We start from the raw sequence: 23,975 nt of genomic DNA, 5'->3' as shown, positions 1-23,975 counted from the left end.
GCATTGGTCGCCGTTCCCGCTCAGGCGCAGACAGTGCCCGTTCACGGAGCTCATCAGATGGTGCCTGGCGATGCGGGATCATCGCCGGCCATGCGTGCCGGCGGTGGATCGGCACCCCCGTCGACCCCGCCGGAAAAGGTCGGAACGGACGCGCCTCCGCTCGACCGGCTCCGACCGGCGCCGCCCCCGCCCGCCGACCATGCCGCCGATGCCGTGTGGGGCGCCGCAGCCATGGCGCCCGCCCGTGAACGGTTGCACCGCGACCATGGCGGCATGCGGCTGCACCAGATTCTGTTCAACCTCGCCGAAATCCAAGTGCGGCGGGGCGAGGAGGGATTCCGGTGGGATGGCGAGGGTTGGTGGGGCGGAGACGTCAACCGCCTCGTCTTGAAAAGCGAAGGGGAAGCACGGTTTGGCCGGGTCGCGGAGGCCGCCGAGGTGCAACTGCTTTATTCGCGGGCGATCGGACCCTATCATGATCTTCAGGCCGGTGTGCGGCAGGATCTCGGCGCCGGCGTGCGCCGGACGTATGCGTCGATCGGTATCGAAGGATTGGCGCCATATTGGTTCGAGACGGAAGGCACCGTGTTCGTGTCCGACAAGGGTGATGTGCTTGCCCGCGCCGAGGCATGGTACGATCAGCGGATCACCCAGCGGCTCGTCCTACAGCCCCGCGTCGAACTCAACCTCGCCGCGCAGAACGTCCCCGAGCAGCGCATCGGCGAAGGCTTATCCACAGCGGAACTCGGCCTGCGGTTACGGTATGAAATCCGCCGCGAGTTCGCGCCATATGTCGGTGTGGCGTGGGACAGGAAAGTTGGCATCACCGCCGACTATGCGCGCGCGGACGGCATTGCCCGTGGCAGGGTGGCGGCGGTGTTCGGCGTGCGCGGCTGGCTCTGACACACCGCGCAGGCCGGGCACCCCCGACTAGCTAAGACTGTTCCGACGATAGTCGTCGATCATCTTCCGCACACACGTCTTCTGGTCGGCGGTGATCGTCGGCGAGATCTGCGGCGTGACGGTGCCACCCTTCTTGATGCGAACGGCGAATTGCCATGCGGGGATGCCGCATCCTTGCAGGATGCTCTGGCGCAGGTCGCTCGAGTCATCCGCATAGGCCGCCGCGGGCAACGAAACACACAGCGCGGCGGCGACACGGAACGCTGGACGCATCTTCATGGCTGTTTCGTTCCTGCGCGAGAGAAGGGCTTATCGAGCTCATATCTCGGTCGCGGCAATTTTTCCATCATTGTCATTCGGGAACAAAAGTCAGCTACGCGCAGCGATTAGGTCCGGGCGCCCGCCCGGACCCACGCTCGCTCAGGCGGCGCCGTTCGTATAACGATCGAACTCCTCGCGGTAGCGCGCGGTGATCCGATCCTGCTCGGCGGGACCGACGTCCTCGGCGAGTTGCAGGAACCACGTCCCCTCTTCCGAATAGATGTGGTGGGTGACCGCGCCACGGATATGTTCGAGCTTGTCGAGATAGTCCTGGCTCATCGGGTCGAGCCGCTCGAGCAGCCCCATTTCCATCTTCGCGGCGGATTGCTCCTGATAGGCGAGTTCGGCATGGCCGACCTGCTTGTCGGCCGCCAGCGCGGGATAGACCGCCGCTTCTTCCGCGATCGAATGGGCGGTCAGGAGCAGGGCGAGGTCTTTTTGCGCACGCTGGCGACCGGCGGGGGTTTCGGCGATCTTCACCGCGTCGAACAGAGCTTCGATCTTGCGGTGATGCTGCAGGATCTCGGCCAGCCAAGTGCCCGGCGCGGCAACGGCTTCCGCCTTCTTGCGCGCTTCGATCCGCGCCTCTTCGCTTTCGGGCGGCGTTACGGCGGCGACCAGCTTGTCGATGACGGACATGAAATGCTCCTTTGCGGGTCAGAAGTACGATTCGTCGCCTTGAACGAGCCGAACAAGGGCGCGTTCCGGTCACGCCTCGCGGACTTGATCCGCATCAGTATGTTTTGCGGGCGAAACCGGTGGCGACGCGCCTGGTTAGCGCGCATTCAGGGGCACCGTGATCGTACACCGGATGCCGCCCGGCCGAAGCTCGAAGGCAGTCGTTGCGCCGATTTGGTAGGTCAGGGCGGCTTCGATGAACTCACGGCCGAAGCCGCGTGGAACTGGCGCGGGCATGACGATCGACACACCCGTTTCTTCCCAGGTCAAGCTCAACTCGCCCTGCGAGAGTTCCCAGCGGATATGCACCGTCGCGCCGCGCGCGGTATCGGCGAGCGCGCCGAACTTGATAGAATTGGTGGCGAGCTCGTGGAACGCCAGCCCCAGAACCACCGCGATGTCGTAGGGGACGCGTGCCTCTGGTCCGGCCGCGGCGACGCGTGGATCGAATTCGAACACGCGCAGTTCGTCCCAGATCATCATGTCCAGGTCGATCGTGCCACGCGGGTCGATGGCGGAGGCGAACTGATAGCGGGATACTGCGTCGAGCCGGCCCTTGAAGTGATCGGCGACATCTTCGAGTGCGCCGCCGGCCTCCACGGTGCGCGCGAAGATCGACCGCACGACCGCGAGCATGTTGCGAACGCGGTGCTGAAGTTCGTTCTGGAGCAGGCGCTCGCGCGCTTCGCTCGCCGCCAACGATCGCGTGGCGCAATCAAGCTGTTCTCGCGCCGCCTTCAGTTCGGCACGAAGCGCCTCGGCGTTCGCATCGCCAGAGGACGCGTCTTCCGCTCGCTGTGGCGCTGGCACGTGTCGTATCATCCAACCATCGCTCACATTGGGAATGGCCGCCTGTCGTCCTAACGCTTGGCGGAATCAAGTGGGTCATCTACGGGGTGAATTTCGACGCGGCGGGTATCGTACGTCGCGCGGTGCGCAGGTGCGTTGGCTGGCGCGAGGTCGCCGTTTCGGATATGGCGGCAACGAACGAAGGTCGAATGGCCGGCAAGCCGACGAGCGCGCATAGCCGAGCCTAGCGATGCACGACCCCGACATGCCTTTGCTAGCGAAGGCGTTCACCGCACGACCGGAGCAACCGTGCTCACGGACATGTCTGTTGGAGAAGATGATGATCGAACAGGTTCTGCGCGGATGCAGGGTGCTCGTCGTCGAGGACGAATATCTGCTCGCGGACGATCTCTCGGTCGCCTTGTCCTCTGCCGGCGCCGAGGTGCTTGGGCCGGTGCCGAGCGTCGATGAGGCAGCCGAGAGGATCACCGCCGAACCGCGGATCGACGTGGCGGTGCTCGACGTGAACTTGCGGGGCGACATGGTGTTTCCGGTGGCCGATGCACTGATTGAACGCGGCGTCCCGTTCGCTTTCGCGACCGGCTATGATTGCGAGGCGCTACCGGATCGCTTCGCGGCGGTGCCGCGCGTCGAGAAGCCGTTCAAGGCGCATCGTGTCGCCGCGATCCTGGCACCGCTGATCGCCTCCGGTGGTGAGCAGCCGCTAAAGAATTGACTTACTTTATGGACTGCCTGGCCGTCGGCGATCACGATCGCCTCATGAGCGAGAATCTCGTCGAGAATAGCGATCGCGCCTATTTCCACCGGCGAGCGGAGCAGGAGTTGAGCCAGGCGCAGCGCGCGGCAGATCCTGCGGCCGTGCGCGCGCATTATCATCTCGCTGGCTACTACCTTGATCTCGTCTATCGTCCTGATATTGAAGATACGCCCGCAAAGCTGACCGACTGAAATCGGCGAATCTCCTTTTAAATTTAAGTTAAATCAATATCTTGATAATTATCAAGCGGAACTTGTCGTGTCGTTCCCCCGTTCTTGGCGCGTCCCCAAATCAACAGGAGCGTGCCGATGTTCATGCACAACAAGCGGCTGCAATATACTGTCCGCGTATCCGAGCCGAACCCGAGGCTGGCGTGTCTGCTGCTCGAACAGTTCGGCGGTGCCGATGGCGAGCTTGCAGCCGCGATGCGCTATTTCACGCAAGGTCTGGGCGAGGAAGATGCCGGCCGCAAAGATATGCTGCTCGATATCGCGACCGAGGAACTCAGCCACCTCGAAGTGATCGGATCGATCGTCGCGATGCTCAACAAGGGTGCGAAAGCGCAACTCTCCGAAGGTCAATTGGCCGAGGCGGAATTGTACAGCATGGTCGGGCAGACCGGCACCAGCGCGAAGGAGTCGTTGCTGTTCGGTGGCGGTCCCGCTCTGGTCGACTCCGCCGGCGTGCCCTGGACGGCCGCGTATGTCGATACGCGGTCCGAACCAACGGTGGACCTGCGCTCGAACATCGCGGCCGAAAGCCGCGCCAAGATCGTGTACGAGCGGCTCATCAACATCACCGATGATCCCGGCATCAAGGACGCGCTCGGCTTCCTGATGACGCGCGAAGTGGCGCATCAGAAGTCGTTCGAAAAGGCGCTCTATTCGATTGAAGATAATTTCCCGCCGGGCAAGCTGCCGGGTGTCGAGAAGTACGCCAACATGTACGTCAATACCTCGCAAGGTGAGGGCGATATGACCGGCCCGTGGAATTCGGGTCCGCAATGGGATCGGATCGACGATCTTACGCAGGTCATGCCCGCCGATGGCGGCGACGGCCTCGCCACCGTGGATCTGGATGGCACCGATGCCAAGGTCGTCGCCAAGATGGCGGCGCGGCTTGCGTCCGACGTAACGAGCGATCCCACGACGGGAGTCGATCTCGGCGCCGGCCCGGGCGCGGGCCGCGTGACGGACGGGGATTTCGGAGGCGCGGCGACGATCGCCGAGGCGCCAGCGATGGCCGAAGCGGCGGCCAAGACCGAGCGCACCTGACCGTAACTGATCGGTCGAGACGCTGCCGACCACGACGGGATCGTCGTGGTCGGCTTCGTCGTGTCTCGCCCCATCATCGCTCAGCGTGGGGCGATGCAAACGTCTCGATCGCCGCCAGCACGATGCCTTGCGGGGTTTGCTCCACCCATTCCGCTTCGGGGGCGAAGGCGAGGCCGATCGTCCGTTGGAGATCGAACCCGCGCAACCGCGCCGAGCACACGCCGGGCGCCTGGAAGCTCATCGGCATCACAGTGATGCCGAGACCGGCGGCGATCATCTGCAAGACACGCTCGTCATTGGTGCTCCGCAGCGCGAAATGCGGGCGTACGTCCCTGTCGGTGAAATGGCGGCTGACCGCGGCAAGCGACTCACAGTGACGCCGCACGATCATGACGTCATGCGCGACGGCCTCGGCCGCGATCTCGTCCCGGTCGGCGAGCGGGTGGGTGGCCGGCAGGAACAGCCCGAACCGCTCGGTTCGCAGCGGTCGTTCCAGGGTGCTCGCGGTTCCGGTCGCCGTGAGGGTCAACGCGACGTCGATCCGCCGTTGGGTGAGCTTGGCCTGGAGTTCGCGCGCGGTGCCGGGGACCAGTTCGAACGTCGCCGGACCGTGGCGGAGCGCAGCTTCGGTCATGCGCGCCAGATCGAGACCGGGCAAACTGTTGAGCACCCCGAGCCGGATCGCGCCAGCATCGGGTTCGGGCTGGACGGCGCGCTGCGCGAGCTGGAACGCGTTCTCGATCCGGCGGGCATGTTCGACGAAGCGGGTGCCGGCCGCCGTCAACCGTACGTGCCGGTTGGAGCGCTCGAACAGCGTTACGCCCAACGCGGTTTCGAGCTTGCCGATCCCGACCGACAACGTCGGCTGGGTGACCCGACAGTGCTGCGCCGCCGCCGAGAAGCTGCCGTAATCGACGATCGCGAGGAAGTAGCGGACGAGATAGCGCTCGATCATAGACGGCGTCTATCCGACGCTTGGGGCGCTTTCAATTTTTCACGTGGCGGCAAAACGGCTACCGTCGGCTTAGGAGAGCAGATATGGCGACATTCGACTTCGATCTCGGCGAAAATGCCGACATGATCCGGGAGAGCACCGCTCGGTTCGCCGCCGACCGGATCGCGCCGCTTGCCGCCGAAATCGACGCGAAGGACTGGTTCCCGCGAGAGCTCTGGCCGCAGATGGGCGCGCTCGGGCTGCACGGCATCACCGTGGGCGAAGAGGACGGCGGGCTTGGGCTCGGCTATCTCGAACACGTCGTCGCGCAGGAAGAGGTCGCGCGCGCCTCGGCTTCGATCGGGCTGAGCTATGGCGCGCATTCCAATCTGTGCGTCAATCAGATCCGGCGCTGGGGGTCGGACGAGCAGAAGGCGCGCTATCTCCCCAAGCTGATTTCGGGCGAGCATGTCGGCAGCCTGGCGATGTCGGAAGCGGGCGCGGGGTCGGACGTGGTCTCGATGAAGCTCCGCGCCGAGAAGCGCGGCGACCGCTACGTGCTCAACGGCACCAAATTCTGGATCACGAACGCGACCTATGCGGATACGTTGGTCGTCTATGCGAAGACTGGCGACGGCTCGAAGGGCATCACCACCTTCCTGATCGAAAAGGGCATGAAGGGCTTTTCGATCGGCCAGAAGATCGACAAGCTCGGCATGCGCGGCTCGCCGACCGCCGAGCTGGTTTTCGACGACTGCGAGGTGCCTGAGCAGAACATCATGGGTCCGCTCAACGGCGGCGCCGGGGTATTGATGTCGGGGCTGGATTACGAGCGCACCGTGCTCGCCGGCATCCAGCTCGGCATCATGCAGGCGTGCCTCGATGTGGTGCTGCCCTATGTGCGTGAGCGGCAGCAGTTCGGCAAGCCGATCGGCGCGTTCCAGCTCATGCAGGCCAAGATCGCCGATATGTACGTCGCGCTCAACAGTGCGCGCGCTTATGTCTATGCGGTCGCCAAGGCGTGCGACGCTGGCCGCACAACGCGTTTCGATGCGGCGGGCGCGATCCTGCTCGCGAGCGAGAATGCGATGAAGACCGCGCTTGAAGCGGTGCAGGCGCTCGGAGGCGCGGGCTATACCAAGGACTGGCCGGTCGAGCGCTTGATGCGCGACGCCAAATTGCTCGACATCGGCGCCGGCACCAACGAAATCCGCCGCATGCTGATTGGCCGCGAGTTGATCGGCGCGCCCGAGCGGGTCGCGCAGTGAGCGCGCCCGTTCTCGACACCAAGCTGGCGACCGACGACGCGGCTTTCCACGCCAATGCCGCGCACAATCGCGCGCTCGCGGACGAATTGCGCGCGAAGGTTGCGGCGGCGGCGCGCGGTGGCTCGGAAAGCGCGCGTGCCAAGCATGTCGCGCGCGGCAAGCTGCTGTCGCGCGAGCGCGTTGAGCAACTGCTCGATCCTGGTTCGCCGTTCCTCGAGATCGGCCAACTCGCCGCCAATGGACTATACGGCGACGAGGTGCCGGGCGCGGGGCTGATCGCCGGCATCGGCCGCGTGTCGGGGCGGCAGGTGATGATCGCCTGCAACGACGCCACGGTGAAGGGCGGCACCTATTATCCGATGACGGTGAAGAAGCATCTCCGCGCGCAGGAAATCGCGCTCGAGAACCGGCTGCCATGCGTCTATCTCGTCGATTCGGGCGGCGCGAACCTGCCCAACCAGGCCGAGGTGTTTCCGGATAAGGAGCATTTCGGCCGCATCTTCTTCAACCAGGCGAACATGAGTGCACGCGGCATCGCGCAGATCGCCTGTGTGATGGGCAGTTGCACGGCGGGTGGCGCCTATGTGCCGGCGATGTCCGATGAATCGGTGATCGTGCGCAATCAGGGCACGATTTTCCTCGCTGGGCCGCCGCTGGTGCAGGCGGCGACGGGCGAAGTGATATCGGCCGAAGACCTCGGCGGCGGCGATCTCCACGCGCGCCGCTCTGGCGTGGTCGATCATCTTGCTGAGAGTGACGCGCATGCGCTGACGATCGTGCGCGATATCGTCTCGACGCTGCCGGCGGATCGCGCGCCCGACCTGGAACGCCGCGCGCCGCGTCCGCCCAAGCTGGACCCGCAGGAACTCTACGGCGTCATCCCCGACGACGTGCGCGCGCCCTATGACGTGCATGAGGTGATCGCGCGGATCGTCGATGGCTCCGAGTTCCACGCGTTCAAGCCGCTGTATGGCACCACGCTCGTCTGCGGGTTCGCGCATATCTGGGGCATGCCGGTCGCGATCCTCGCCAACAACGGCGTGCTGTTCAGCGAAAGCGCGATCAAGGGCGCGCATTTCATCGAACTGGCGTGCCAGCGGCGTATTCCGCTGCTGTTCCTCCAGAACATCTCCGGCTTCATGGTCGGCGGCAAATATGAGGCGGAGGGGATCGCCAAGAACGGCGCGAAGCTGGTGACCGCGGTCGCCACCGCGTCGGTGCCCAAGATCACCGTGCTGATCGGCGGCAGTTTCGGCGCGGGCAATTACGGCATGTGCGGGCGCGCCTATCAACCGCGCTTCCTGTTCAGTTGGCCCAACGCCCGCATCAGCGTGATGGGCGGCGAGCAGGCGGCGAGCGTGCTCGCCGCCGTCCACCGCGATGCCGCGACCTGGACGCCCGAACAGGCCGAAGCGTTCAAGGCGCCGATCCGCGCCAAATATGAGGAAGAGGGCAATCCCTATTACGCGACCGCGCGGCTGTGGGACGATGGCGTCATCGATCCCGCCCAAACCCGCGACGTGCTCGGGCTCGCCTTCGCCGCGACGCTGAACGCCGCTGTTCCCGAACGGGCGCAGTTCGGTGTGTTCCGGATGTAATGTCATGATGCAATCGCTCCTGATCGCCAACCGCGGCGAGATCGCCTGCCGGATCATCCGCACCGCGCGCCGGCTCGGCATTCGGACCGTCGCGGTCTATTCCGATGCCGACGCGCAGGCTTTGCATGTGCGGCTGGCGGATGCGGCGGTGCATATCGGCGCTTCGCCGGCGCGCGAAAGTTATCTGCTCGGCGAGCGGATCATCGCGGCGGCGCGGGAGAGTGGCGCTGAGGCGATCCATCCCGGCTACGGGTTCCTTTCGGAAAACGCCGAGTTTGCCGCCGCTGTTCAGGCGGCCGGGCTGATCTGGGTTGGTCCGAACCCGGCCTCGATCACCGCGATGGGCCTCAAGGATGCCGCCAAGACGCTGATGCAGGCGGCGGGCGTTCCCACCACGCCCGGCTATCTCGGCGATGACCAATCGTCCGAGCGGTTGCGCGCCGAAGCCGATGCGATCGGCTATCCGGTGCTCATCAAGGCGGTCGCCGGCGGCGGTGGCAAGGGTATGCGCAAGGTCGATGCGGCGAAGGATTTCGCCGATTCGCTGGTGTCATGCCAGCGCGAGGCGGCATCGAGCTTCGGTAACGATCAGGTCTTGCTCGAAAAGTGGATCACCAACCCGCGCCATATCGAGGTGCAGGTGTTCGGCGACACCCACGGCAACGTCGTCCATCTGTTCGAGCGCGATTGCTCGCTCCAGCGCCGCCACCAGAAGGTGATCGAGGAAGCGCCCGCGCCTAGCATGGATGAGGCCACGCGCGCGGCGGTGTGCGCGGCGGCGGTCGCGGCGGCGCGTGCGGTTGACTATGTCGGTGCGGGCACGATCGAGTTCATCGGCGACGGTTCGCAAGGGCTGCGCGCCGACCGGATCTGGTTCATGGAGATGAACACCCGGCTCCAGGTCGAACATCCCGTCACCGAGGCGATCACCGGGCAGGATCTGGTCGAATGGCAATTGCGTGTCGCCTCGGGCGAGTTGTTGCCGAAGCGTCAGGACGAACTCGCGATCCACGGCTGGGCGATGGAAGCCCGGCTTTATGCGGAAGACCCCGCGAAAGGCTTCCTGCCGTCGATCGGCCGGCTCGACACGTTCCACATCGGTGGTGGGTGCCGGATCGACACGGGCGTCGAGCAAGGCGCGGAAATCTCGCCCTTCTACGATCCGATGATCGCCAAGGTGATCGCGCACGGCGCCGATCGCGATGCCGCCCGGCGCACGCTGATGGCGGCGCTCGACGACACGGTGATCTGGCCGCTGCGCACCAACGCGGGCTTTCTGGTGCGCGCTCTCGCCAACGCCGATTTCGCCGCCGCCAAGCTCGATACCGGGCTGATCGCGCGCGAAGGCGAGGCGTTGATGCCGGCCGAGCGGCCCGGCGACGGCGTGCTCGCGCAGGCGGCTGCGCGGCTCGTGGCTTTGTCCTCCGTCGGCCCGGCCGGCTTCCGGCTCAATGCCCCGGCACGGCGCGACGCGCAGTTTCTGCTGAACCGTGCGCCCGTCACGGTCGCGTTCGATCCGGCCTGCGTCGGCGGCGATCCGGTGGCGGACACGCTGCTGACCGAACACGGCCAGACCTGGCAACTTTCCGCTTGGCGCGTCGAGGGCAAGGGCGGGCAGGTCGCTGGCGACGGTGCGATCCTGTCGCCTATGCCGGGGCGGATCATCGCCGTTGCGGTTGCGGCTGGGGACGCCGTGCGCAAGGGTCAGAAGCTCGTCACCGTTGAGGCGATGAAGATGGAGCATAGCCTGACCGCCCCGTTCGACGGCACGATCGCCGAGCTCAACGCGCAGGAAGGCGGGCAGGTGAGCGAAGGCACAATGCTGGTGCGGATCGAACCGCTGGAGGTGTGATCGCCAGCCACGGCTCAAATGCGCCCGTCGGACGTTCGCTGTACGATCAAGGAGTTACCCCATGCCGACACCTTCGCTTCCACCCGCCTTTTCGGCCGGATCGACCGCCGTCGTGACCGGCGCCGCCAGCGGCATCGGCTTCGCGGTCGCGGCGCGGCTGCTCGGCCTCGGCCTCAAGGTCGCGCTCGCCGATCTCGGCGGCGACAGACTCGATGCGGCCGGCCGCGCGCTTGGCGAGGCGGGGGAGGTGCTGGTCGTGCCGACCGATGTGTCCTCGCTCGAGGATGTCGAATCGCTGCGGGACCGGGTGCTCGCCGAATGGGGCTTCGTGTCGGTGCTGATGAACAACGCCGCGACCGGCCATAATCCCGGCCTGCCGTGGGAGAATGCCGCCGGATGGCAGGCATTGCTCGATACCAACCTCATGGGCGTGCTGCACGGCGTTCAGGCGTTCGTGCCCGCGATGCTGGCGCAGGATCGCCCCGGCATCGTCATCAACACCGGATCGAAACAAGGAATTACCAGCCCGCCGGACAATTATGCGTATAATCTGTCGAAAGCCGGCGTGCGCAGCTACACAGAGTCGCTCTCGCACGCGCTACGCGATGCTGCTGGCGACCGGGTCTCGGCGCATCTGCTCATCCCCGGATTCACGTTCACCGGCATGACCGGGCGCGCGGAGAAGCCTGCCGGGGCGTGGTCGGCCGAACAGGTTGCCGATTTCATGTTCGACCGCATCGCGCAGGGCGACTTCTACATCCTCTGCCCCGACAACGACGTCGATCGCGCCACCGACGAGAAGCGGATGCGCTGGGCGATGGACGACATCATCGCGAACCGTCCGGCGCTGTCACGGTGGCATCCCGACTATGCCGCAGCGTTCGCGACGTTCATGGCCGAGTAGCCCGCGACAGGCACATTGGCGGTCTGTCACGGGGATGTCGTCAAGCCGTAACGAGATCGTCGCGCATTGCCCCTAGGCGCGGCGCGGGCTGCGGCGGGCAGCAACATTCAAGCAACGCGCGTGTCCTGACGGGCAAGCGCCGGCCGCCGCGTGCCCGATGGTTTCAGGGGGCGCACTTTGATGATGACATTTCGTTTGCGGTCACGCCGGTCGGGTTTGATCGCTGTTCTGTTGCTGTCGACCAGCATGGTTACCGGCGCCGCATATGCCCAAGACGCTTCGGCCGCCGCGCCAGCGGCGGACCAGAACAGCGCCGATCAGGATCAGCTCAGCGACATCACCGTTTACGCCCGCAAGCGGGCCGAGAATCTGCAAAACGTTCCGATCCCGGTCACGGTCATCACGCCTGCCGAACTCAATCGGCAGAACCTCGTCAACTTCACGGATTTCCAGTCGAAGTTCCCGGCGTTCTCGGTTTATCTGACCAACCCCAAGCAGCTCAATCTCGGCGTGCGCGGCATCGGCAACAACGGCTTCAACACCGACGGCATCGACGGCTCGGTCGGCATTTTCGTCGACGGCGTCTATACCGGCCGTCAGGGCATGGTCTCGACCGACTTCAACGATCTCGCCCAGGTCGAGCTGCTGCGCGGCCCGCAGGGTACGTTGTTCGGCAAGAACACCACGGCGGGCGCGGTCATCATCAACACGCTCAAGCCGAGCTTCGACTTCGGCGCGAATGCCGAGGCGACGGTCGGCAACCAGGGCTATCAGGAGGTCAAGGGCGGCGTGACCGGTCCGCTGATCCCCGGAAAGCTCGCGCTGCGGCTGTCGGGCTATTACAGCAAGACCGACGGCAATTACCCGAACCAGTTCAACCAAAGCTACCAGAACGCGCGGCAAGGGCAAGGCATCCGCGCGCAGTTGCTGGCGACGCCGACCGACATGCTGTCGATCCGGCTGATCGGCACGTACAATCATCAGAGCTTCCCGACGATCTCGCCGGTGATCCTGCAGGTCTATGATCCGACGCTGCTTCAGACGCGGATGCGCAACGCCGGTTATACGCTGTCCACCGGCACGGTGGAGAACCGCCGCATCAACATCGACGGTGCGCTCAACGCCGTGACCGACAATCGCGCGGTGAGCGGCGAGGTCAATTGGGATGTCGGCGGCGGCACCTTCACCTCGATCACCGCGTTCCAGCATTGGAGTTGCTTCACCAACAACGACAATGATTACACTCAGCTCAACGCCATCCCCGATTACGGCTCGTGCAACGACGAGCACCAATTCTCGCAGGAAGTGCGCTGGGCGACCGCCAAGAACCGCCCGATCGAGCTGACCGTGGGCGGCTTCCTGTCGCGGCAGAAGCTTGAGGTCGATTCGCGTATCCGCTTCGGCAACCAATATTACATCTGGGCAGCCAACCCCTCGGCGACGGCGTTTCCCGCCGTGAGCGGACGCACTTGGGCGCAGGGTGCCTATGCCGATCGCGTCGCCGGTCTCGGCTTCGCGTCGAAGGCGATCTTCCACACCGATACCGAGGCGGCTTTCGCCAATGCGACCTGGCATCCCGATGCGGCGCGCCGGCTCGCGCTCGATATGGGGCTGCGCTATACATGGGAACACCGCACCGAAGTCTATGATGGTTCGGTCACGTCGAATCTCGGCAACCTCAGCACCGCGCAGATCAACGCTCTGTCGCCGTCGGGTGCCAACGCGCAGCTCGGGCATGTCGATGATCGTCTCAACGACCGATCGCTTTCGGGCGAGGCGAGCGTCAGCTACAAGGTTACGCCGTCGGCGATGCTCTATGCCAAGTTCGCGCGCGGCAACAAGTCGGCCGGGTTCAACCTGCTCCCGGTCAACGCCTCCAACCCCGACGCGAGCGTACTGCGCGCGGTGACGCTCTACGGCGCGGGCCAGCAGGTGCGCGGCGAGAAAGCCGACAATTTCGAGGCCGGCATCAAGAGCGAATGGTTCAACCGCCACCTGCTGCTCAACCTCACCGGCTTCCATACCGTCGTGCGCAACTATCAGGCGAACGAGTCGGTCGGCGTCGGCAACACGGCGGCGAAGTTCCTCGCCAATGTCGGCTCGCTGACATCGGACGGCGTAGAGCTAGAAGGCGAGCTGTTCCTCGCCAAGGGCCTGCACATGAAGGGCTTCGGCGCGTACAATCACGCTTATTATTCGTCCTTCCACAACTCGACTTGCCCCGCAACGACGACGGCATCGGTATGCGACCTGACCGGCCGCCAGGTCGCGTGGGCGCCCAAGTGGACCGCCGATCTCACCACCGATTACAGCCACGAGGTCGGCGAGGATGCGGTCGCTTATGGGCTGGTCGATGTGAACTGGCGGAGCAAGCAGAACACCACGATCACGCTCGATCCGACGGCGGAGATCGGCAATTACGCGCTGGTCAGTGCGCGCGTCGGGCTACAACTCGCGCACGGCACTTACGATATCCAGCTCTGGTCGGAAAACCTGCTCAACAAGGCCTATTACATCAACCTGCTGGGGCTGACGAAATCGACCGGGATCGTGCAGGGCTATCCCGGCAATCCCCGCACCTTCGGCGGTACGGTCAAGGTGAAGTTCTAACCGGGCGGTTGCCCTCTGGCTGGTGCGGTGCCACCAAGCGCCGATCAGCCAGAGGGTGCCAGCTATGATCCTACGCAGCGACGAAACCCAGGACATCGCGGTCGCCGGCGGCGGCACGATGCGGCTGCATCTGTTCCGCCCAGCGGTCGATGGGCGTTTCCCGGGAATCCTGCTGTTCTCGGAAATCTATCAGGTCACCGCGCCGATCCGGCGGCTCGCGGCGATGCTGGCGGGCAACGGCTATGTCGTCGCGGTGCCAGAAGTGTATCACGAATACGAGCCGGCCGGCACGGTGCTCGCTTACGATCAGGCCGGCACCGATCGCGGCAACGCGCTCAAGTTTACCAAGCCGATCGCCGGCTATGATGCGGATGCCAAGGCGGCGTTGACCGCACTCAGCGAACACCCCGCCTGCAATGGCCAGCTCGCGACCTTCGGCGTGTGCCTCGGTGGGCATCTCGCCTATCGCGCCGCACTCGATCCACGCGTGCAGGCGGCGGCATGTTTCTACGCGACCGACATCCATTCGGGAACGCTCGGCGAAGGGCGGAGCGACGACAGCCTCGCGCGCATGGCCGATCTCAAGGCCGAGGCGCTGTTCGTGTGGGGCCGGCAAGACCCGCACGTGCCGTTCGAAGGGCGCGAACGCATCCGCGCGCGGCTCGAAGCGGTCGGCGCGCGCTATGAATGGCATGAGGTGAACGGGCAGCACGCATTCCTCCGAGACGAGGGGCCGCGCTACGATCCGGCGCTGTTCCTGCAGGCGATGCAGTGGACGCTGGCGCTGTTCCAACGCACGCTGCGCTGACCTCCCGCGACACTCTGCGACAATTGTTGGATTGACAGACAGCCCCGATCCGAGACGGTACGCGCGACGAAATCACGTGCGGAACATCCATGACCGAGGTCGATCCTTCCTCCCCCGTTTACCCTGACGATGCCGTAGCGGATGCGCCGCGTCCGATCGGCCGGCGGGGCCGCGTGCTGAGCTGGATCATCGGCATCGCTGTCCTCGCGCTGGTCGTGCTCGGCGCGGTGTGGCTGGCGCATTCGAGTTCGTCATTCAGCGGGCGAGGGCGTGGCGGCCCCGGAGGCGGTGGCGGTCCGGGCGGTGGGGGCGGCGGCCGTCGCGGTGGCGGCCAACCCACCACGGTCGGGACGGTCAAGGCGGTCCGCGCCGACCTGCCGATCGAGGTCGAGGCGCTCGGCACGGTCACGCCGGCCGCGACCGTGACGATCCGCCCGCAGGTTTCGGGGACGATCACGCAGGTGCTCTACCGCGAAGGCCAGCTCGTCCATAAGGGCCAGACGCTCGCGATCATCGATCCGCGGCCGTATCGGGCGGCGCTGCTTCAAGCGCAGGGCGCGCTGATCCGCGATCGGGCACAGCTCGCCAACGCGCGTGTCCAGCTCGGGCGCTACCAGACGTTGTTGGGGCAGGATTCGATCGCGCGGCAGGACGTCGATACGCAGGCAGCGACCGCCAAGCAGCTCGAAGGCACGATCGCGATCGATCGGGGCCAGGTGCAGCAGGCGCAGATCAACCTCGGCTTCACCCGCGTCGTATCGCCCGTCAACGGGCGGGTCGGCCTGCGGGTGGTCGATATCGGCAATTACATCGGCGCCGGCGACAGCAACGGTATCGCGGTGGTGACGACGCTCCAGCCGATCGACGTCGAGTTCGCGGTGCCGCAGGATCAGGCGCCGGCGATCGGCAGGCGGATCGCGCAGGGCGCCGAGATCCCGGCGATCGCGCTCGACCGCACCCGCACCCAGACGCTCGATCAGGGCCGGTTCTCCACGCTCGACAACCAAGTCGATACCACCACCGGCACGATCAAGGGCAAGGCGCGCTTCGCCAATGCGGCCGCCCAGCTTTACCCGAGCCAGTTCGTCAACGTGCGGCTAACGGTCGATACGATCCGTCAGACGGTGACGATCCCGCCGGCGGCGGTGCGCTCCGGGCAGGATTCCAGTTTCGTGTGGCTGCTCAAGCCCGATAAGACCGTCACGCAGCGCACGATCAAGACGGGCGTCGCCTCCGCCGACAAGGTGCAGGTGATCAGCGGGCTGAACGTTGGCGACATCGTCATCACCGACGGCGGAGACCGGCTGAGCGAAGGCGCCAAGGTCGCGCTGCCGGGCGACAAGCCTGCGGCGGGCAGCGGCGGGGGCGGCGGGCGTCGTCGGCACAATCGCGGCTGACGGGCGCAACCGATGAGCCCCTCGCGTATCTTCATCCTGCGCCCGGTCGCGACCGCGCTGCTGATGGTCGGCATCGTGTTGGCCGGGCTGGTCGGCTTCCGCATGCTGTCGCTGTCGGCGCTGCCCGAAGTCGATTACCCGACGATCGAGGTGACGACGCTCTATCCGGGCGGCAGCCCCGAGGTGATGAGCCAGACCGTCACCGCGCCGCTCGAACGCCAGTTCGGCGAGATGCCGGGGCTGACCCGAATGGCCTCGACCAGTTCGGCGGGCGCGTCGGTCATCACGCTGCAATTCGGGCTGAGCGAAGGCCTCGATGTCGCCGAGCAGGAAGTCCAGGCGGCGATCAACGCGGCCTCGGCGCTGCTGCCGGCCGATCTGCCCGCGCCGCCGGTCTATGCCAAGGTCAACCCGGCCGACGCGCCGGTGCTGACGATCGCGATCAGTTCGAAGACGATGCCGCTCACGCAGGTCCAGTCGATCGTCGATACGCGGCTCGCGCAGAAGATCAGCCAGATCAGCGGCGTCGGTCTCGTCAGCCTCGCGGGCGGGCAAAAGCCGGCGATGCGGATTCGCGCCGACACGCAAGCGCTGGCGAGCTTCGGCCTGTCGCTGTCGCAGCTTCGCACCGCGATCGATAATGCCAATGCCAACAGCGCCAAGGGCAGCTTCGACGGGCCGAACCGATCCTACCAGATCAACGCCAACGATCAGTTGGAGACGGTCGACGACTACAAGAACCTGATCGTCGCTTACGCCAACGCCGCGCCGGTGCGGCTGTCGCAGGTCGCGCAGGTGACCGAGGGCGCGGAGAATGCGCGGCTCGGCGCGCTCGCGGGCACCACGCCAGCGATCATCCTCAACGTCCAGCGCCAGCCCGGCGCGAACGTGATCCAGACCACCGACGCGATCAAGTCGCAGTTGCCCGAACTGCTCAAGAGCTTGCCCGCTGGGTTAGACGCGAAGGTGATCGCCGACCGCACCACCGGCATCCGCGCCTCGGTGAGCGACGTCGAGTTCGAGCTGGTGCTGGCGGTGCTGCTCGTCGTGCTGGTGATCTTCTTCTTCCTGCACTCAGGGAGAGCGACGCTGGTGGCGGGGCTGGCGGTGCCGATCTCGCTGATCGGCACGTTCGGGGTGATGTACCTGCTCGGCTACAGCCTCGACAACCTCTCGCTGATGGCGCTGACGATCGCGACCGGCTTTGTCGTCGACGATGCGATCGTGATGATCGAGAACATCCAGCGCCATATCGAGGAGGGCATCCCGCCGTTCGAGGCGGCGCTGAAGGGCGCGGGCGAGATCGGCTTCACGATCATCTCGCTGACCGTCTCGCTGATCGCGGTGCTGATCCCGCTGTTGTTCATGGGCGATATCGTCGGCCGGCTGTTCCGCGAATTCGCGGTGACGCTGGCGGTGACGATCCTGATCTCGGCGGTGGTGTCGCTCACGCTGACGCCGATGCTGTCGGCGCGCTGGCTCAAGGCGCCGGCCGAGGATAAACCGAGCCGCATCGCGCAGCGCTCGGCCGCGCTGTTCGGCGCGGTTGAGCGGCGCTACGAAAAGGCGCTCGGGTTTGTGCTCGATCGCCGCTTCGCCACTTTGCTCGTGGCGATCGGCACGCTGATCCTGACGGTGCTGCTATACCTCGTCATCCCCAAGGGACTGTTCCCAACGCAGGACACCGGCCAGTTGCAGGCGCGGCTGGTCGCCTCGACCAGCGTCTCCTACGACAAGATGGCGTCGCTCCAGGCGCAGGCGGCGAAAGCGATCCTCCAGGACGCCGATGTCGCCTCGCTGTCGGCGTTCGTCGGGGTCGATGGTTCGGACAATGCGACGCTCAATTCGGGCAGCATGTTCATCAACCTCAAGGAGAGCCACGGCAGCCAAGCCAAGGTGATGCAGCGGTTGACGCAAGCGGTCGATCGCATTCCCGGCGTCACGTTGTACCTCCAGCCGACCCAGGATCTGACGATCGATGCCGAAAGCGGCCCGACGCGATACCGCCTGTCGATCGAGGGATCGAACACCGCCGACGTCAACGCGGAAGCGAAGCGGATCGCCAAGGCGCTGCAATCGGTGTCGAAGGTCCGCAACGTCACCACTGAGGCCGGCGCGCAGGGATCGGCGGCGTTCATCAACATCGACCGCGATTCCGCCGCGCGGCTCAACATCACCGCGTCGAGCGTCGATGACGCGCTCTACTCCGCGTTTGGCCAGCGGATCGTCTCGACGATCTTCACCGAAACGACGCAGTATCGCGTAATCCTCGAAGCCGCGCCGGGGCTGCTCACCGATCCGCAGTCGCTGGGGCTGCTCCACCTGCAAGCGTCGGGGGGTGCTACGCCGCTGAACGCGATCGCCACGATCCGCGAGGGCAGTTCGCCGCTCCAGGTCACGCACGTCGCGCAGTTCCCGGCGGCGACGATCGGGTTCGATACCGCGCCCGGCGTGTCGCTCGGCAGCGCGGTCGATGCGATCAAGGCGAAGCTCGCCACGCTCAACGTCAAGCGCGGCATCTCTACGACGTTCCTCGGCGCGGCGGGCGCGTTCGCCAACTCGCTGACCAACCAGCTCTACCTGATCCTGGCCGCGATCGTGTGCGTCTATATCGTGCTGGGCGTGCTCTATGAGAGCTTCATCCACCCGGTCACGATCCTGTCGACCTTGCCCTCGGCAGCGGTAGGCGCGCTGTTCGCGCTTTGGGTGACGGGTCATGATCTCGACGTGATCGGCATCATCGGCATCGTGCTGCTGATCGGCATCGTCAAGAAGAACGCGATCATGATGATCGACTTCGCCATCGCCGCCGAGCGCGACGAGGGGCTACCGCCGCTCGAGGCGATCCGCCAGGCGGCGATCCTGCGCTTCCGCCCGATCCTGATGACGACGCTCGCGGCGCTGTTCGCGGCAATCCCGCTGATGGTCGGTATGGGCGAGGGCGCGGAGCTGCGCCGGCCGCTCGGCATCGCGATCTTCGGTGGGCTGATGGTCAGCCAGTTGCTGACGATCTTCACCACGCCGGTGGTGTACCTCTATTTCGATCGCGCGCAGCAATCGCTGGCGCGGCGGGGGTGGGGCGCGCGCTCGTCTCCCGATGTCGGGCCCGAAGCGCGGCCATGAACCTGTCGGCACCTTTTATCCGGCGGCCGATCGCGACGATCCTGCTGACGATCGGGCTCGCGCTCGCGGGGATCGCGGCGTTTTTCTCGCTGCCGGTGGCGCCGCTGCCGCAGGTCGATTTCCCGGTCATCAGCGTGTCGGCGAGCCTTGCCGGGGCCAGCCCGGAGGTGATGGCGCAGAGCATCGCGACCCCGCTCGAACGGCGGCTCTCGACCATCGCCGGGGTCAACGAAATGACCTCGTCGAGTTCGCTCGGCTCGACCCGGATCACGCTGCAGTTCGATCTGTCGAAGAACATCGACGGGGCCGCGCGCGAGGTGCAGGCGGCGATCAACGCCGCCCGCGTCGATCTGCCCGCCACGCTTCGCCAGAACCCGACCTACCGCAAGGTGAACCCGGCCAACCAGCCGGTGGTGACACTCGCGCTCACCTCGGACACGCGCACGGCGGGGCAGATCTACGATGCGGTGTCGAACATCATCCAGCAGCGCATGTCGCAGATCCCCGGCGTCGGCGACGTCGAGCTCGGCGGCGGGTCGCTGCCGGCGGTGCGGGTGTCGGTCAATCCGTACCAGATCAACGCCTATGGCATCGCGATGGAGGATGTCCGCGCCGCGATCGAGGCGTCGAACGCCAACCGGCCCAAGGGTCTGATCGAGGGCGCGAACGGCCGATCGTGGCAGATCTACACCAACGCCGCGGGCAAGAGCGCGGCGGATTACCGCCCGCTGGTGGTGGCGTGGCGCGGCGCATCGGCGGTGCGGCTGGGCGACATCGCGACCGTGACCGACAGCGTGGCGGACACGCGCACGCTCGGGCTGTTCAACGGCAAGCGCGCGATCATCGTCAACATCACCCAGCAGCCGGGCGCGAACCTGATCCGGATGGTCAACCAGATCCGCGCGGAACTGCCGGCTTTGCGTGAGCAATTGCCGCCCGACATCAAGCTCGACGTAGCGATGGACCGGACCAGTTCGATCCGCGCGTCGCTGCGCGAGATCGAGATCACCGTGCTGGTCGCGCTGATCCTGGTGATCGTCGTGGTGTTCGCGTTCCTGCGCGATCTGCGCGCGACGATGATCCCGGCGACCGCGACGATCATCTCACTGCTCGGCACGTTCGGGGTGATGTACCTGCTCGGGTTCAGTCTCAACAATTTGTCGCTGATGGCGATCACGGTCGCGACCGGCTTCGTTGTCGATGATGCGATCGTCGTGCTGGAGAACACGACGCGGCATCTCGAAGCGGGGATGGGGCGGTTCCAGGCGGCGATCAAGGGCGCGTCCGAGGTCGGCTTCACCGTTCTTTCGATCAGCGTGAGCCTGGTCGCGGTGTTCATCCCGCTGCTGTTCATGGGCGGCATCGTCGGGCGGCTGTTCCGCGAATTCGCGGTGACGCTGTCGGCGGCGGTGCTCATCAGCCTCGTGCTGTCGCTCACCACCACGCCGATGCTGTGCGCGTGGTTCCTCAAGGCGCCGCAGCACGATCGCGAACCCGGTCGCGTGTCGCGCGCGCTCGAACGCGGCTACCAGCGGATCGAGCGCGGCTATGAACGCGCGCTCGACTGGGCGTTGGCGATGAAGCCGCTCGTGCTGTTCCTGCTGATCGCCGTGGTGGTGCTGACCGCGTGGCTTTACGTGGTGGTGCCCAAGGGCTTCTTCCCGCAACAGCAATCGCCGCTGCTGATGGCTGGTGTGCGCGCCGACCAGAGCGTGTCGTTCCAGGACATGCAGCGCAAGCTCAAGCAGGTCGTCGGCATCATCAACGCCGATCCGGCTGTGGCGAGCGTAGTCGGCTTCACCGGCGGCAGCCGCGCCGGCAGCGCGTTCATGATGGTGTCGCTGGAACCCGCGCGCAAGCGCCACGGGGTGCAGGCGAGCGACGTCATCATGCGGCTCCAGCGCAAGCTCCAGCCGGTGGCGGGTATCCGGCTGTTCCTGATGCCGGTGCAGGACCTTCGGGTCGGCGCGCGCCAGTCGAACTCGACCTATCAATATACGCTCGTCGCCGACAGCAGCGCCGCGCTGAAGCTGTGGTCGCAGAAGCTTGCCACCGCGCTCCAGGCGCGACGCGAGTTGAAGAACGTCGATAGCGACTTCGCCGAAAACGGCGTATCGAGCTTCGTGACGATCGATCACGACAGCGCTTCGCGGCTCGGCATCACCTCGCTCGATGTGGATAACGCGCTGTACGATTCGTTCGGCCAGCGCAGCGTCGCCAACATCTACCAGGACGTGAACCAGTATAGCGTGATTCTCGGCTGGCCCGAGACGGCGACCACCGGCCCGCACGCGCTGCCCGACGTCCGCGTGCCCGCCAAGGCCGATGCGGTGATCGCCACGGGTCCAAACGCGACCGCGACCAACTCGGTCACGACGACGGCGACCTCGGCGACGACGCTCACCGGCGCCGCCGCCACCACCAGCGCGACCGGCAAGACGGCCTCGGCCGCCACGGCGGCGGTGCCGACCAACCCGGCGCTGCGCAGCCCCTCGACCGGCGCCGCGCTCAGCAACACGCCGCGCACGATGGTTCCGCTCGATGCGATCGCGTCGTTCGGCCAGGCCGCCACCGCCGCCAGCGTCAACCATGACGGCACCGAGGTTTCGACGACGATCTCGTTCGATACCGCGCCCGGCGTCGCGCTCTCAACGGCGCAGGCGGCGATCGCCGATACCGAGGCGCAGATCGGCATGCCGACCACCGTGCATGGCCGCTTCGCCGGGCAGGCAGCGACCTCGCAACAGTCGCAAGGCGAACAGCCGTTGCTGATCCTTGCCGCACTGGTAACGATCTACATCGTGCTCGGCATCCTCTACGAAAGCCTCGTCCACCCGCTCACGGTGCTTTCCACCCTGCCGGCGGCGGGGGTCGGCGCGGTGCTGGCGCTGATGCTGTTCGGGATGGACTTCTCGATCATCGCGCTGATCGGGGTTTTCCTGCTACTCGGGATCGTCAAGAAGAACGCGATCCTCATCATCGATTTTGCGATCCACGCGCAGCGCACGCGCGGGATCAGCGCCGAGGCCGCCGCGCGCGAGGCGAGCCTGCTGCGGTTCCGCCCGATCCTGATGACCACCATTGCCGCCGCGCTTGGCGCGCTGCCGCTCGCGATCGGGTTCGGCGAAGGGGCGGAACTGCGTCAGCCGCTCGGCGTCGCGATCATCGGCGGGCTGATCGGCAGCCAGTTGCTGACGCTCTTCACCACCCCGGTCGTCTATATCTATCTCGACCGTCTCACGTCGCGCCGTGCCCACGCGCGGCGATCGACCCTCAGCGAGCTTCCCGCATGACAAAGCCGATCCTTTCCGCGTCGCTCCTCCCGCTGCTCGCGCTGGCGGGCTGCTCGCTCGCGCCGCATTACACGCGGCCGGAGGTCGCCGCCGCGCCCGCGTGGAAGCCGGTCGATGGCTGGCAACCGGCCAATCCGTCCGATCAGGCGCCGCGCACCGATTGGTGGAGCGGCTTCGGCGACCGAACCCTCGACGACCTGATCGTGCGCGCGCATGCACATAACCAGACGATCGCGCAGGCCGCCGCGACCTATCGGCAGGCGCGGGCGATCACGCGCGAGGCGCGTGCGAGCCTGTTTCCAACGGTCTCCGCGAGCGGATCGGTCACGCATTCGGAAAGCGGCGGATCGCGCACGATCGTCACCAACGGCGTCGCGTCCTCGGGTGGCGGTAGCGCGCAGACCAGCTACCGCGTCGGGCTCGACGGAAGCTGGCAACCCGATCTGTTCGGCCAGATCGCCAATACCGTGGCCAACGCGCGGGCCACCGAGCAGGCGCGCCGCGCCGACCTCGCCTCCGCGCAGCTCGCGATCGACGGCGAACTCGCCACCAATTACCTCGGCCTTCGTGCCACCGATGCGCAGATCATCAGTTTGAGCGCGACTGTCGAGGCGTATGAGCGCTCGCTCCAGATCGCGACCAACCGCTACAATGCCGGAATCGCGCCGCATAGCGATGTCTTCCAGGGCCAATCGCAGCTCGCGTCGGCGCGATCCGACTTCGAAGGGCAGAAACGTACGCGGGCGCAGTTCGAGGACGCGATCGCGGTGCTAGTCGGCGAGAACGCCGCGGCCTTCTCGCTTCCCCCGGTGCCGGGCTGGGCACCCACGACACCCGAGGTGCCGGTGGCGGTGCCATCGACGCTGCTCGAACGCCGACCGGATATCGCGGCGGCGGAGCGGCAGGTCGCGGCGGCGAACGCACAGATCGGCGTGGATCGTGCGGCTTTCTTTCCCACGCTCAATCTGACCGGCAGTGGGGGCTTCAACAACGATACGCTATCCGGGCTGTTCAGTTCGGCGGCATCGCTATGGTCGGTCGGCGCGTCGCTCGCGCAGACGATCTTCGATGCGGGCGCACGGCGCGCGCGCGTCGCTGCCGATCGTGCGGCTTATGACGCGGCGGTCGCCAATTACCGGCAAGTGACGCTTGCCGCGTTCCAGGACGTGCAGGACAATCTCGCCGCCACCGCCATCCTCGCGCGGCAGGAGGCGCTGCTGCGCGAAGCATCGGTCGCGGCGGATCGCAGCGAGGCATCGGTGCGCTTCCAATACCAGTCCGGCATCGTCGTCTATACCGACGTCGTCAGCGCGCAGGCGACCGCTTTGGCGGCGCGCCGCGCGCTGATCCAGATCCAGTCGGACCGCCAGACCACCGCCGTCGCGCTCATCCAGGCGCTTGGTGGTGGTTGGCAGGCAGGCATGCCGACCGTGCGCTGAGCAGGC

20 protein-coding genes are annotated in these 23,975 nt (G+C 66.1%); 15 read left to right on the top strand and 5 right to left on the bottom strand.

Going from position 1 to position 23,975, the window contains the following annotated elements:
- The first annotated feature begins 57 nt into the window (after window positions 1-57).
- Window positions 58-903 (top strand): copper resistance protein B, encoded by an 846-nt coding sequence (locus BLS81_RS00360; protein ID WP_371128232.1) that lies wholly within the window; start codon window positions 58-60, stop codon window positions 901-903.
- Window positions 904-930: 27 nt separating this feature from the next.
- Here the strand turns inward: BLS81_RS00360 and BLS81_RS00355 are convergent, their stop codons facing one another.
- From BLS81_RS00355 to BLS81_RS00345, 3 genes are all read right to left on the bottom strand, one after another.
- The gene (locus tag BLS81_RS00355) at window positions 931-1,182 is read right to left on the bottom strand and encodes a hypothetical protein (RefSeq protein ID WP_093219330.1); all 252 of its coding nucleotides are present in this window, start codon (window positions 1,180-1,182) and stop codon (window positions 931-933) included.
- Window positions 1,183-1,323: 141 nt separating this feature from the next.
- The gene (locus BLS81_RS00350) at window positions 1,324-1,863 is read right to left on the bottom strand and encodes a hemerythrin domain-containing protein (protein ID WP_093219328.1); all 540 of its coding nucleotides are present in this window, start codon (window positions 1,861-1,863) and stop codon (window positions 1,324-1,326) included.
- A gap of 135 nt (window positions 1,864-1,998) precedes the next feature.
- Window positions 1,999-2,538: an HWE histidine kinase domain-containing protein gene (locus BLS81_RS00345; RefSeq protein WP_176786963.1), complete on the bottom strand. Its 540-nt coding sequence runs from the start codon at window positions 2,536-2,538 to the stop codon at window positions 1,999-2,001.
- A gap of 12 nt (window positions 2,539-2,550) precedes the next feature.
- Here BLS81_RS00345 and BLS81_RS20590 point away from each other — a divergent pair, with 12 nt between their 5' ends.
- From BLS81_RS20590 to BLS81_RS00330, 4 genes are all read left to right on the top strand, one after another.
- Window positions 2,551-2,766 (top strand): hypothetical protein, encoded by a 216-nt coding sequence (locus BLS81_RS20590; protein ID WP_176786962.1) that lies wholly within the window; start codon window positions 2,551-2,553, stop codon window positions 2,764-2,766.
- A 265-nt stretch (window positions 2,767-3,031) separates the two neighbouring features.
- Window positions 3,032-3,427: a response regulator gene (locus BLS81_RS00340; RefSeq protein ID WP_093221614.1), complete on the top strand. Its 396-nt coding sequence runs from the start codon at window positions 3,032-3,034 to the stop codon at window positions 3,425-3,427.
- 44 nt (window positions 3,428-3,471) lie between these two features.
- Window positions 3,472-3,660 (top strand): hypothetical protein, encoded by a 189-nt coding sequence (locus BLS81_RS00335; RefSeq protein WP_093221611.1) that lies wholly within the window; start codon window positions 3,472-3,474, stop codon window positions 3,658-3,660.
- Between the two features lie 117 nt (window positions 3,661-3,777).
- Window positions 3,778-4,743 (top strand): manganese catalase family protein, encoded by a 966-nt coding sequence (locus BLS81_RS00330; RefSeq protein ID WP_093219323.1) that lies wholly within the window; start codon window positions 3,778-3,780, stop codon window positions 4,741-4,743.
- 73 nt (window positions 4,744-4,816) lie between these two features.
- Here BLS81_RS00330 and BLS81_RS00325 read toward each other — a convergent pair whose 3' ends face one another.
- The gene (locus BLS81_RS00325) at window positions 4,817-5,698 is read right to left on the bottom strand and encodes a LysR family transcriptional regulator (protein WP_093219321.1); all 882 of its coding nucleotides are present in this window, start codon (window positions 5,696-5,698) and stop codon (window positions 4,817-4,819) included.
- An 83-nt stretch (window positions 5,699-5,781) separates the two neighbouring features.
- Between BLS81_RS00325 and BLS81_RS00320 the strand changes: the two genes are divergently transcribed.
- The 4 genes from BLS81_RS00320 to BLS81_RS00305 all read left to right on the top strand — a co-directional run bounded on the left by BLS81_RS00320 (window position 5,782) and on the right by BLS81_RS00305 (window position 11,299).
- A complete protein-coding gene (locus tag BLS81_RS00320) occupies window positions 5,782-6,945 on the top strand; it encodes an acyl-CoA dehydrogenase family protein (protein WP_093219318.1) in 1,164 nt (387 codons plus the stop codon).
- Complete coding sequence (locus BLS81_RS00315) at window positions 6,942-8,543, top strand: carboxyl transferase domain-containing protein (protein ID WP_093219316.1); 1,602 nt, start codon at window positions 6,942-6,944, stop codon at window positions 8,541-8,543. Before BLS81_RS00320 ends, BLS81_RS00315 begins: the two co-directional genes overlap by 4 nt.
- A gap of 4 nt (window positions 8,544-8,547) precedes the next feature.
- Window positions 8,548-10,395, top strand: a complete 1,848-nt coding sequence (locus BLS81_RS00310) for an acetyl/propionyl/methylcrotonyl-CoA carboxylase subunit alpha (RefSeq protein WP_093219314.1) — start codon at window positions 8,548-8,550, stop codon at window positions 10,393-10,395.
- A gap of 61 nt (window positions 10,396-10,456) precedes the next feature.
- Entirely contained in the window at window positions 10,457-11,299 is an 843-nt protein-coding gene (locus BLS81_RS00305) for an SDR family NAD(P)-dependent oxidoreductase (RefSeq protein WP_093219311.1), read from the top strand.
- A gap of 107 nt (window positions 11,300-11,406) precedes the next feature.
- Here BLS81_RS00305 and BLS81_RS20585 read toward each other — a convergent pair whose 3' ends face one another.
- Window positions 11,407-11,547 (bottom strand): hypothetical protein, encoded by a 141-nt coding sequence (locus BLS81_RS20585; RefSeq protein WP_176786957.1) that lies wholly within the window; start codon window positions 11,545-11,547, stop codon window positions 11,407-11,409.
- Here BLS81_RS20585 and BLS81_RS00300 point away from each other — a divergent pair.
- From BLS81_RS00300 to BLS81_RS00275, 6 genes are all read left to right on the top strand, one after another.
- Window positions 11,546-13,909 (top strand): TonB-dependent receptor, encoded by a 2,364-nt coding sequence (locus tag BLS81_RS00300; RefSeq protein WP_256326006.1) that lies wholly within the window; start codon window positions 11,546-11,548, stop codon window positions 13,907-13,909. The genes BLS81_RS20585 and BLS81_RS00300 overlap by 2 nt on opposite strands.
- A 64-nt stretch (window positions 13,910-13,973) precedes the next feature.
- A complete protein-coding gene (locus tag BLS81_RS00295) occupies window positions 13,974-14,717 on the top strand; it encodes a dienelactone hydrolase family protein (RefSeq protein ID WP_093219307.1) in 744 nt (247 codons plus the stop codon).
- A gap of 89 nt (window positions 14,718-14,806) precedes the next feature.
- Entirely contained in the window at window positions 14,807-16,114 is a 1,308-nt protein-coding gene (locus tag BLS81_RS00290; protein ID WP_093219304.1) for an efflux RND transporter periplasmic adaptor subunit, read from the top strand.
- A 12-nt stretch (window positions 16,115-16,126) separates the two neighbouring features.
- Window positions 16,127-19,237, top strand: a complete 3,111-nt coding sequence (locus BLS81_RS00285; RefSeq protein WP_093219302.1) for an efflux RND transporter permease subunit — start codon at window positions 16,127-16,129, stop codon at window positions 19,235-19,237.
- Entirely contained in the window at window positions 19,234-22,530 is a 3,297-nt protein-coding gene (locus BLS81_RS00280) for an efflux RND transporter permease subunit (RefSeq protein ID WP_093219299.1), read from the top strand. Before BLS81_RS00285 ends, BLS81_RS00280 begins: the two co-directional genes overlap by 4 nt.
- Entirely contained in the window at window positions 22,527-23,969 is a 1,443-nt protein-coding gene (locus BLS81_RS00275; protein WP_093219297.1) for an efflux transporter outer membrane subunit, read from the top strand. The genes BLS81_RS00280 and BLS81_RS00275 overlap by 4 nt, the downstream gene beginning before the upstream one ends.
- Window positions 23,970-23,975: the final 6 nt, after the last annotated feature.

Source organism: Sphingomonas sp. NFR15, assembly GCF_900103265.1.
Lineage (GTDB): Bacteria > Pseudomonadota > Alphaproteobacteria > Sphingomonadales > Sphingomonadaceae > Sphingomonas > Sphingomonas pollutisoli.
Note: the sequence above shows the minus strand (reverse complement) of the source record. Positions and strands in the feature narration are given on the sequence as shown.

Excerpts from the sequence above, each read along its gene's own strand:
- BLS81_RS00360 (WP_371128232.1), top strand. The coding sequence starts at position 58 with ATGGTGCCTGGCGATGCGGGATCATCGCCGGCCATGCGTGCCGGCGGT.
- BLS81_RS00355 (WP_093219330.1), bottom strand. The coding sequence starts at position 1,182 with ATGAAGATGCGTCCAGCGTTCCGTGTCGCCGCCGCGCTGTGTGTTTCG.
- BLS81_RS00350 (WP_093219328.1), bottom strand. The coding sequence starts at position 1,863 with ATGTCCGTCATCGACAAGCTGGTCGCCGCCGTAACGCCGCCCGAAAGC.
- BLS81_RS00345 (WP_176786963.1), bottom strand. The coding sequence starts at position 2,538 with ATGCTCGCGGTCGTGCGGTCGATCTTCGCGCGCACCGTGGAGGCCGGC.
- BLS81_RS00340 (WP_093221614.1), top strand. The coding sequence starts at position 3,032 with ATGATCGAACAGGTTCTGCGCGGATGCAGGGTGCTCGTCGTCGAGGAC.
- BLS81_RS00335 (WP_093221611.1), top strand. The coding sequence starts at position 3,472 with ATGAGCGAGAATCTCGTCGAGAATAGCGATCGCGCCTATTTCCACCGG.
- BLS81_RS00330 (WP_093219323.1), top strand. The coding sequence starts at position 3,778 with ATGTTCATGCACAACAAGCGGCTGCAATATACTGTCCGCGTATCCGAG.
- BLS81_RS00325 (WP_093219321.1), bottom strand. The coding sequence starts at position 5,698 with ATGATCGAGCGCTATCTCGTCCGCTACTTCCTCGCGATCGTCGATTAC.
- BLS81_RS00320 (WP_093219318.1), top strand. The coding sequence starts at position 5,782 with ATGGCGACATTCGACTTCGATCTCGGCGAAAATGCCGACATGATCCGG.
- BLS81_RS00310 (WP_093219314.1), top strand. The coding sequence starts at position 8,548 with ATGATGCAATCGCTCCTGATCGCCAACCGCGGCGAGATCGCCTGCCGG.
- BLS81_RS00305 (WP_093219311.1), top strand. The coding sequence starts at position 10,457 with ATGCCGACACCTTCGCTTCCACCCGCCTTTTCGGCCGGATCGACCGCC.
- BLS81_RS00300 (WP_256326006.1), top strand. The coding sequence starts at position 11,546 with ATGGTTACCGGCGCCGCATATGCCCAAGACGCTTCGGCCGCCGCGCCA.
- BLS81_RS20585 (WP_176786957.1), bottom strand. The coding sequence starts at position 11,547 with ATGCTGGTCGACAGCAACAGAACAGCGATCAAACCCGACCGGCGTGAC.
- BLS81_RS00295 (WP_093219307.1), top strand. The coding sequence starts at position 13,974 with ATGATCCTACGCAGCGACGAAACCCAGGACATCGCGGTCGCCGGCGGC.
- BLS81_RS00290 (WP_093219304.1), top strand. The coding sequence starts at position 14,807 with ATGACCGAGGTCGATCCTTCCTCCCCCGTTTACCCTGACGATGCCGTA.
- BLS81_RS00285 (WP_093219302.1), top strand. The coding sequence starts at position 16,127 with ATGAGCCCCTCGCGTATCTTCATCCTGCGCCCGGTCGCGACCGCGCTG.
- BLS81_RS00280 (WP_093219299.1), top strand. The coding sequence starts at position 19,234 with ATGAACCTGTCGGCACCTTTTATCCGGCGGCCGATCGCGACGATCCTG.
- BLS81_RS00275 (WP_093219297.1), top strand. The coding sequence starts at position 22,527 with ATGACAAAGCCGATCCTTTCCGCGTCGCTCCTCCCGCTGCTCGCGCTG.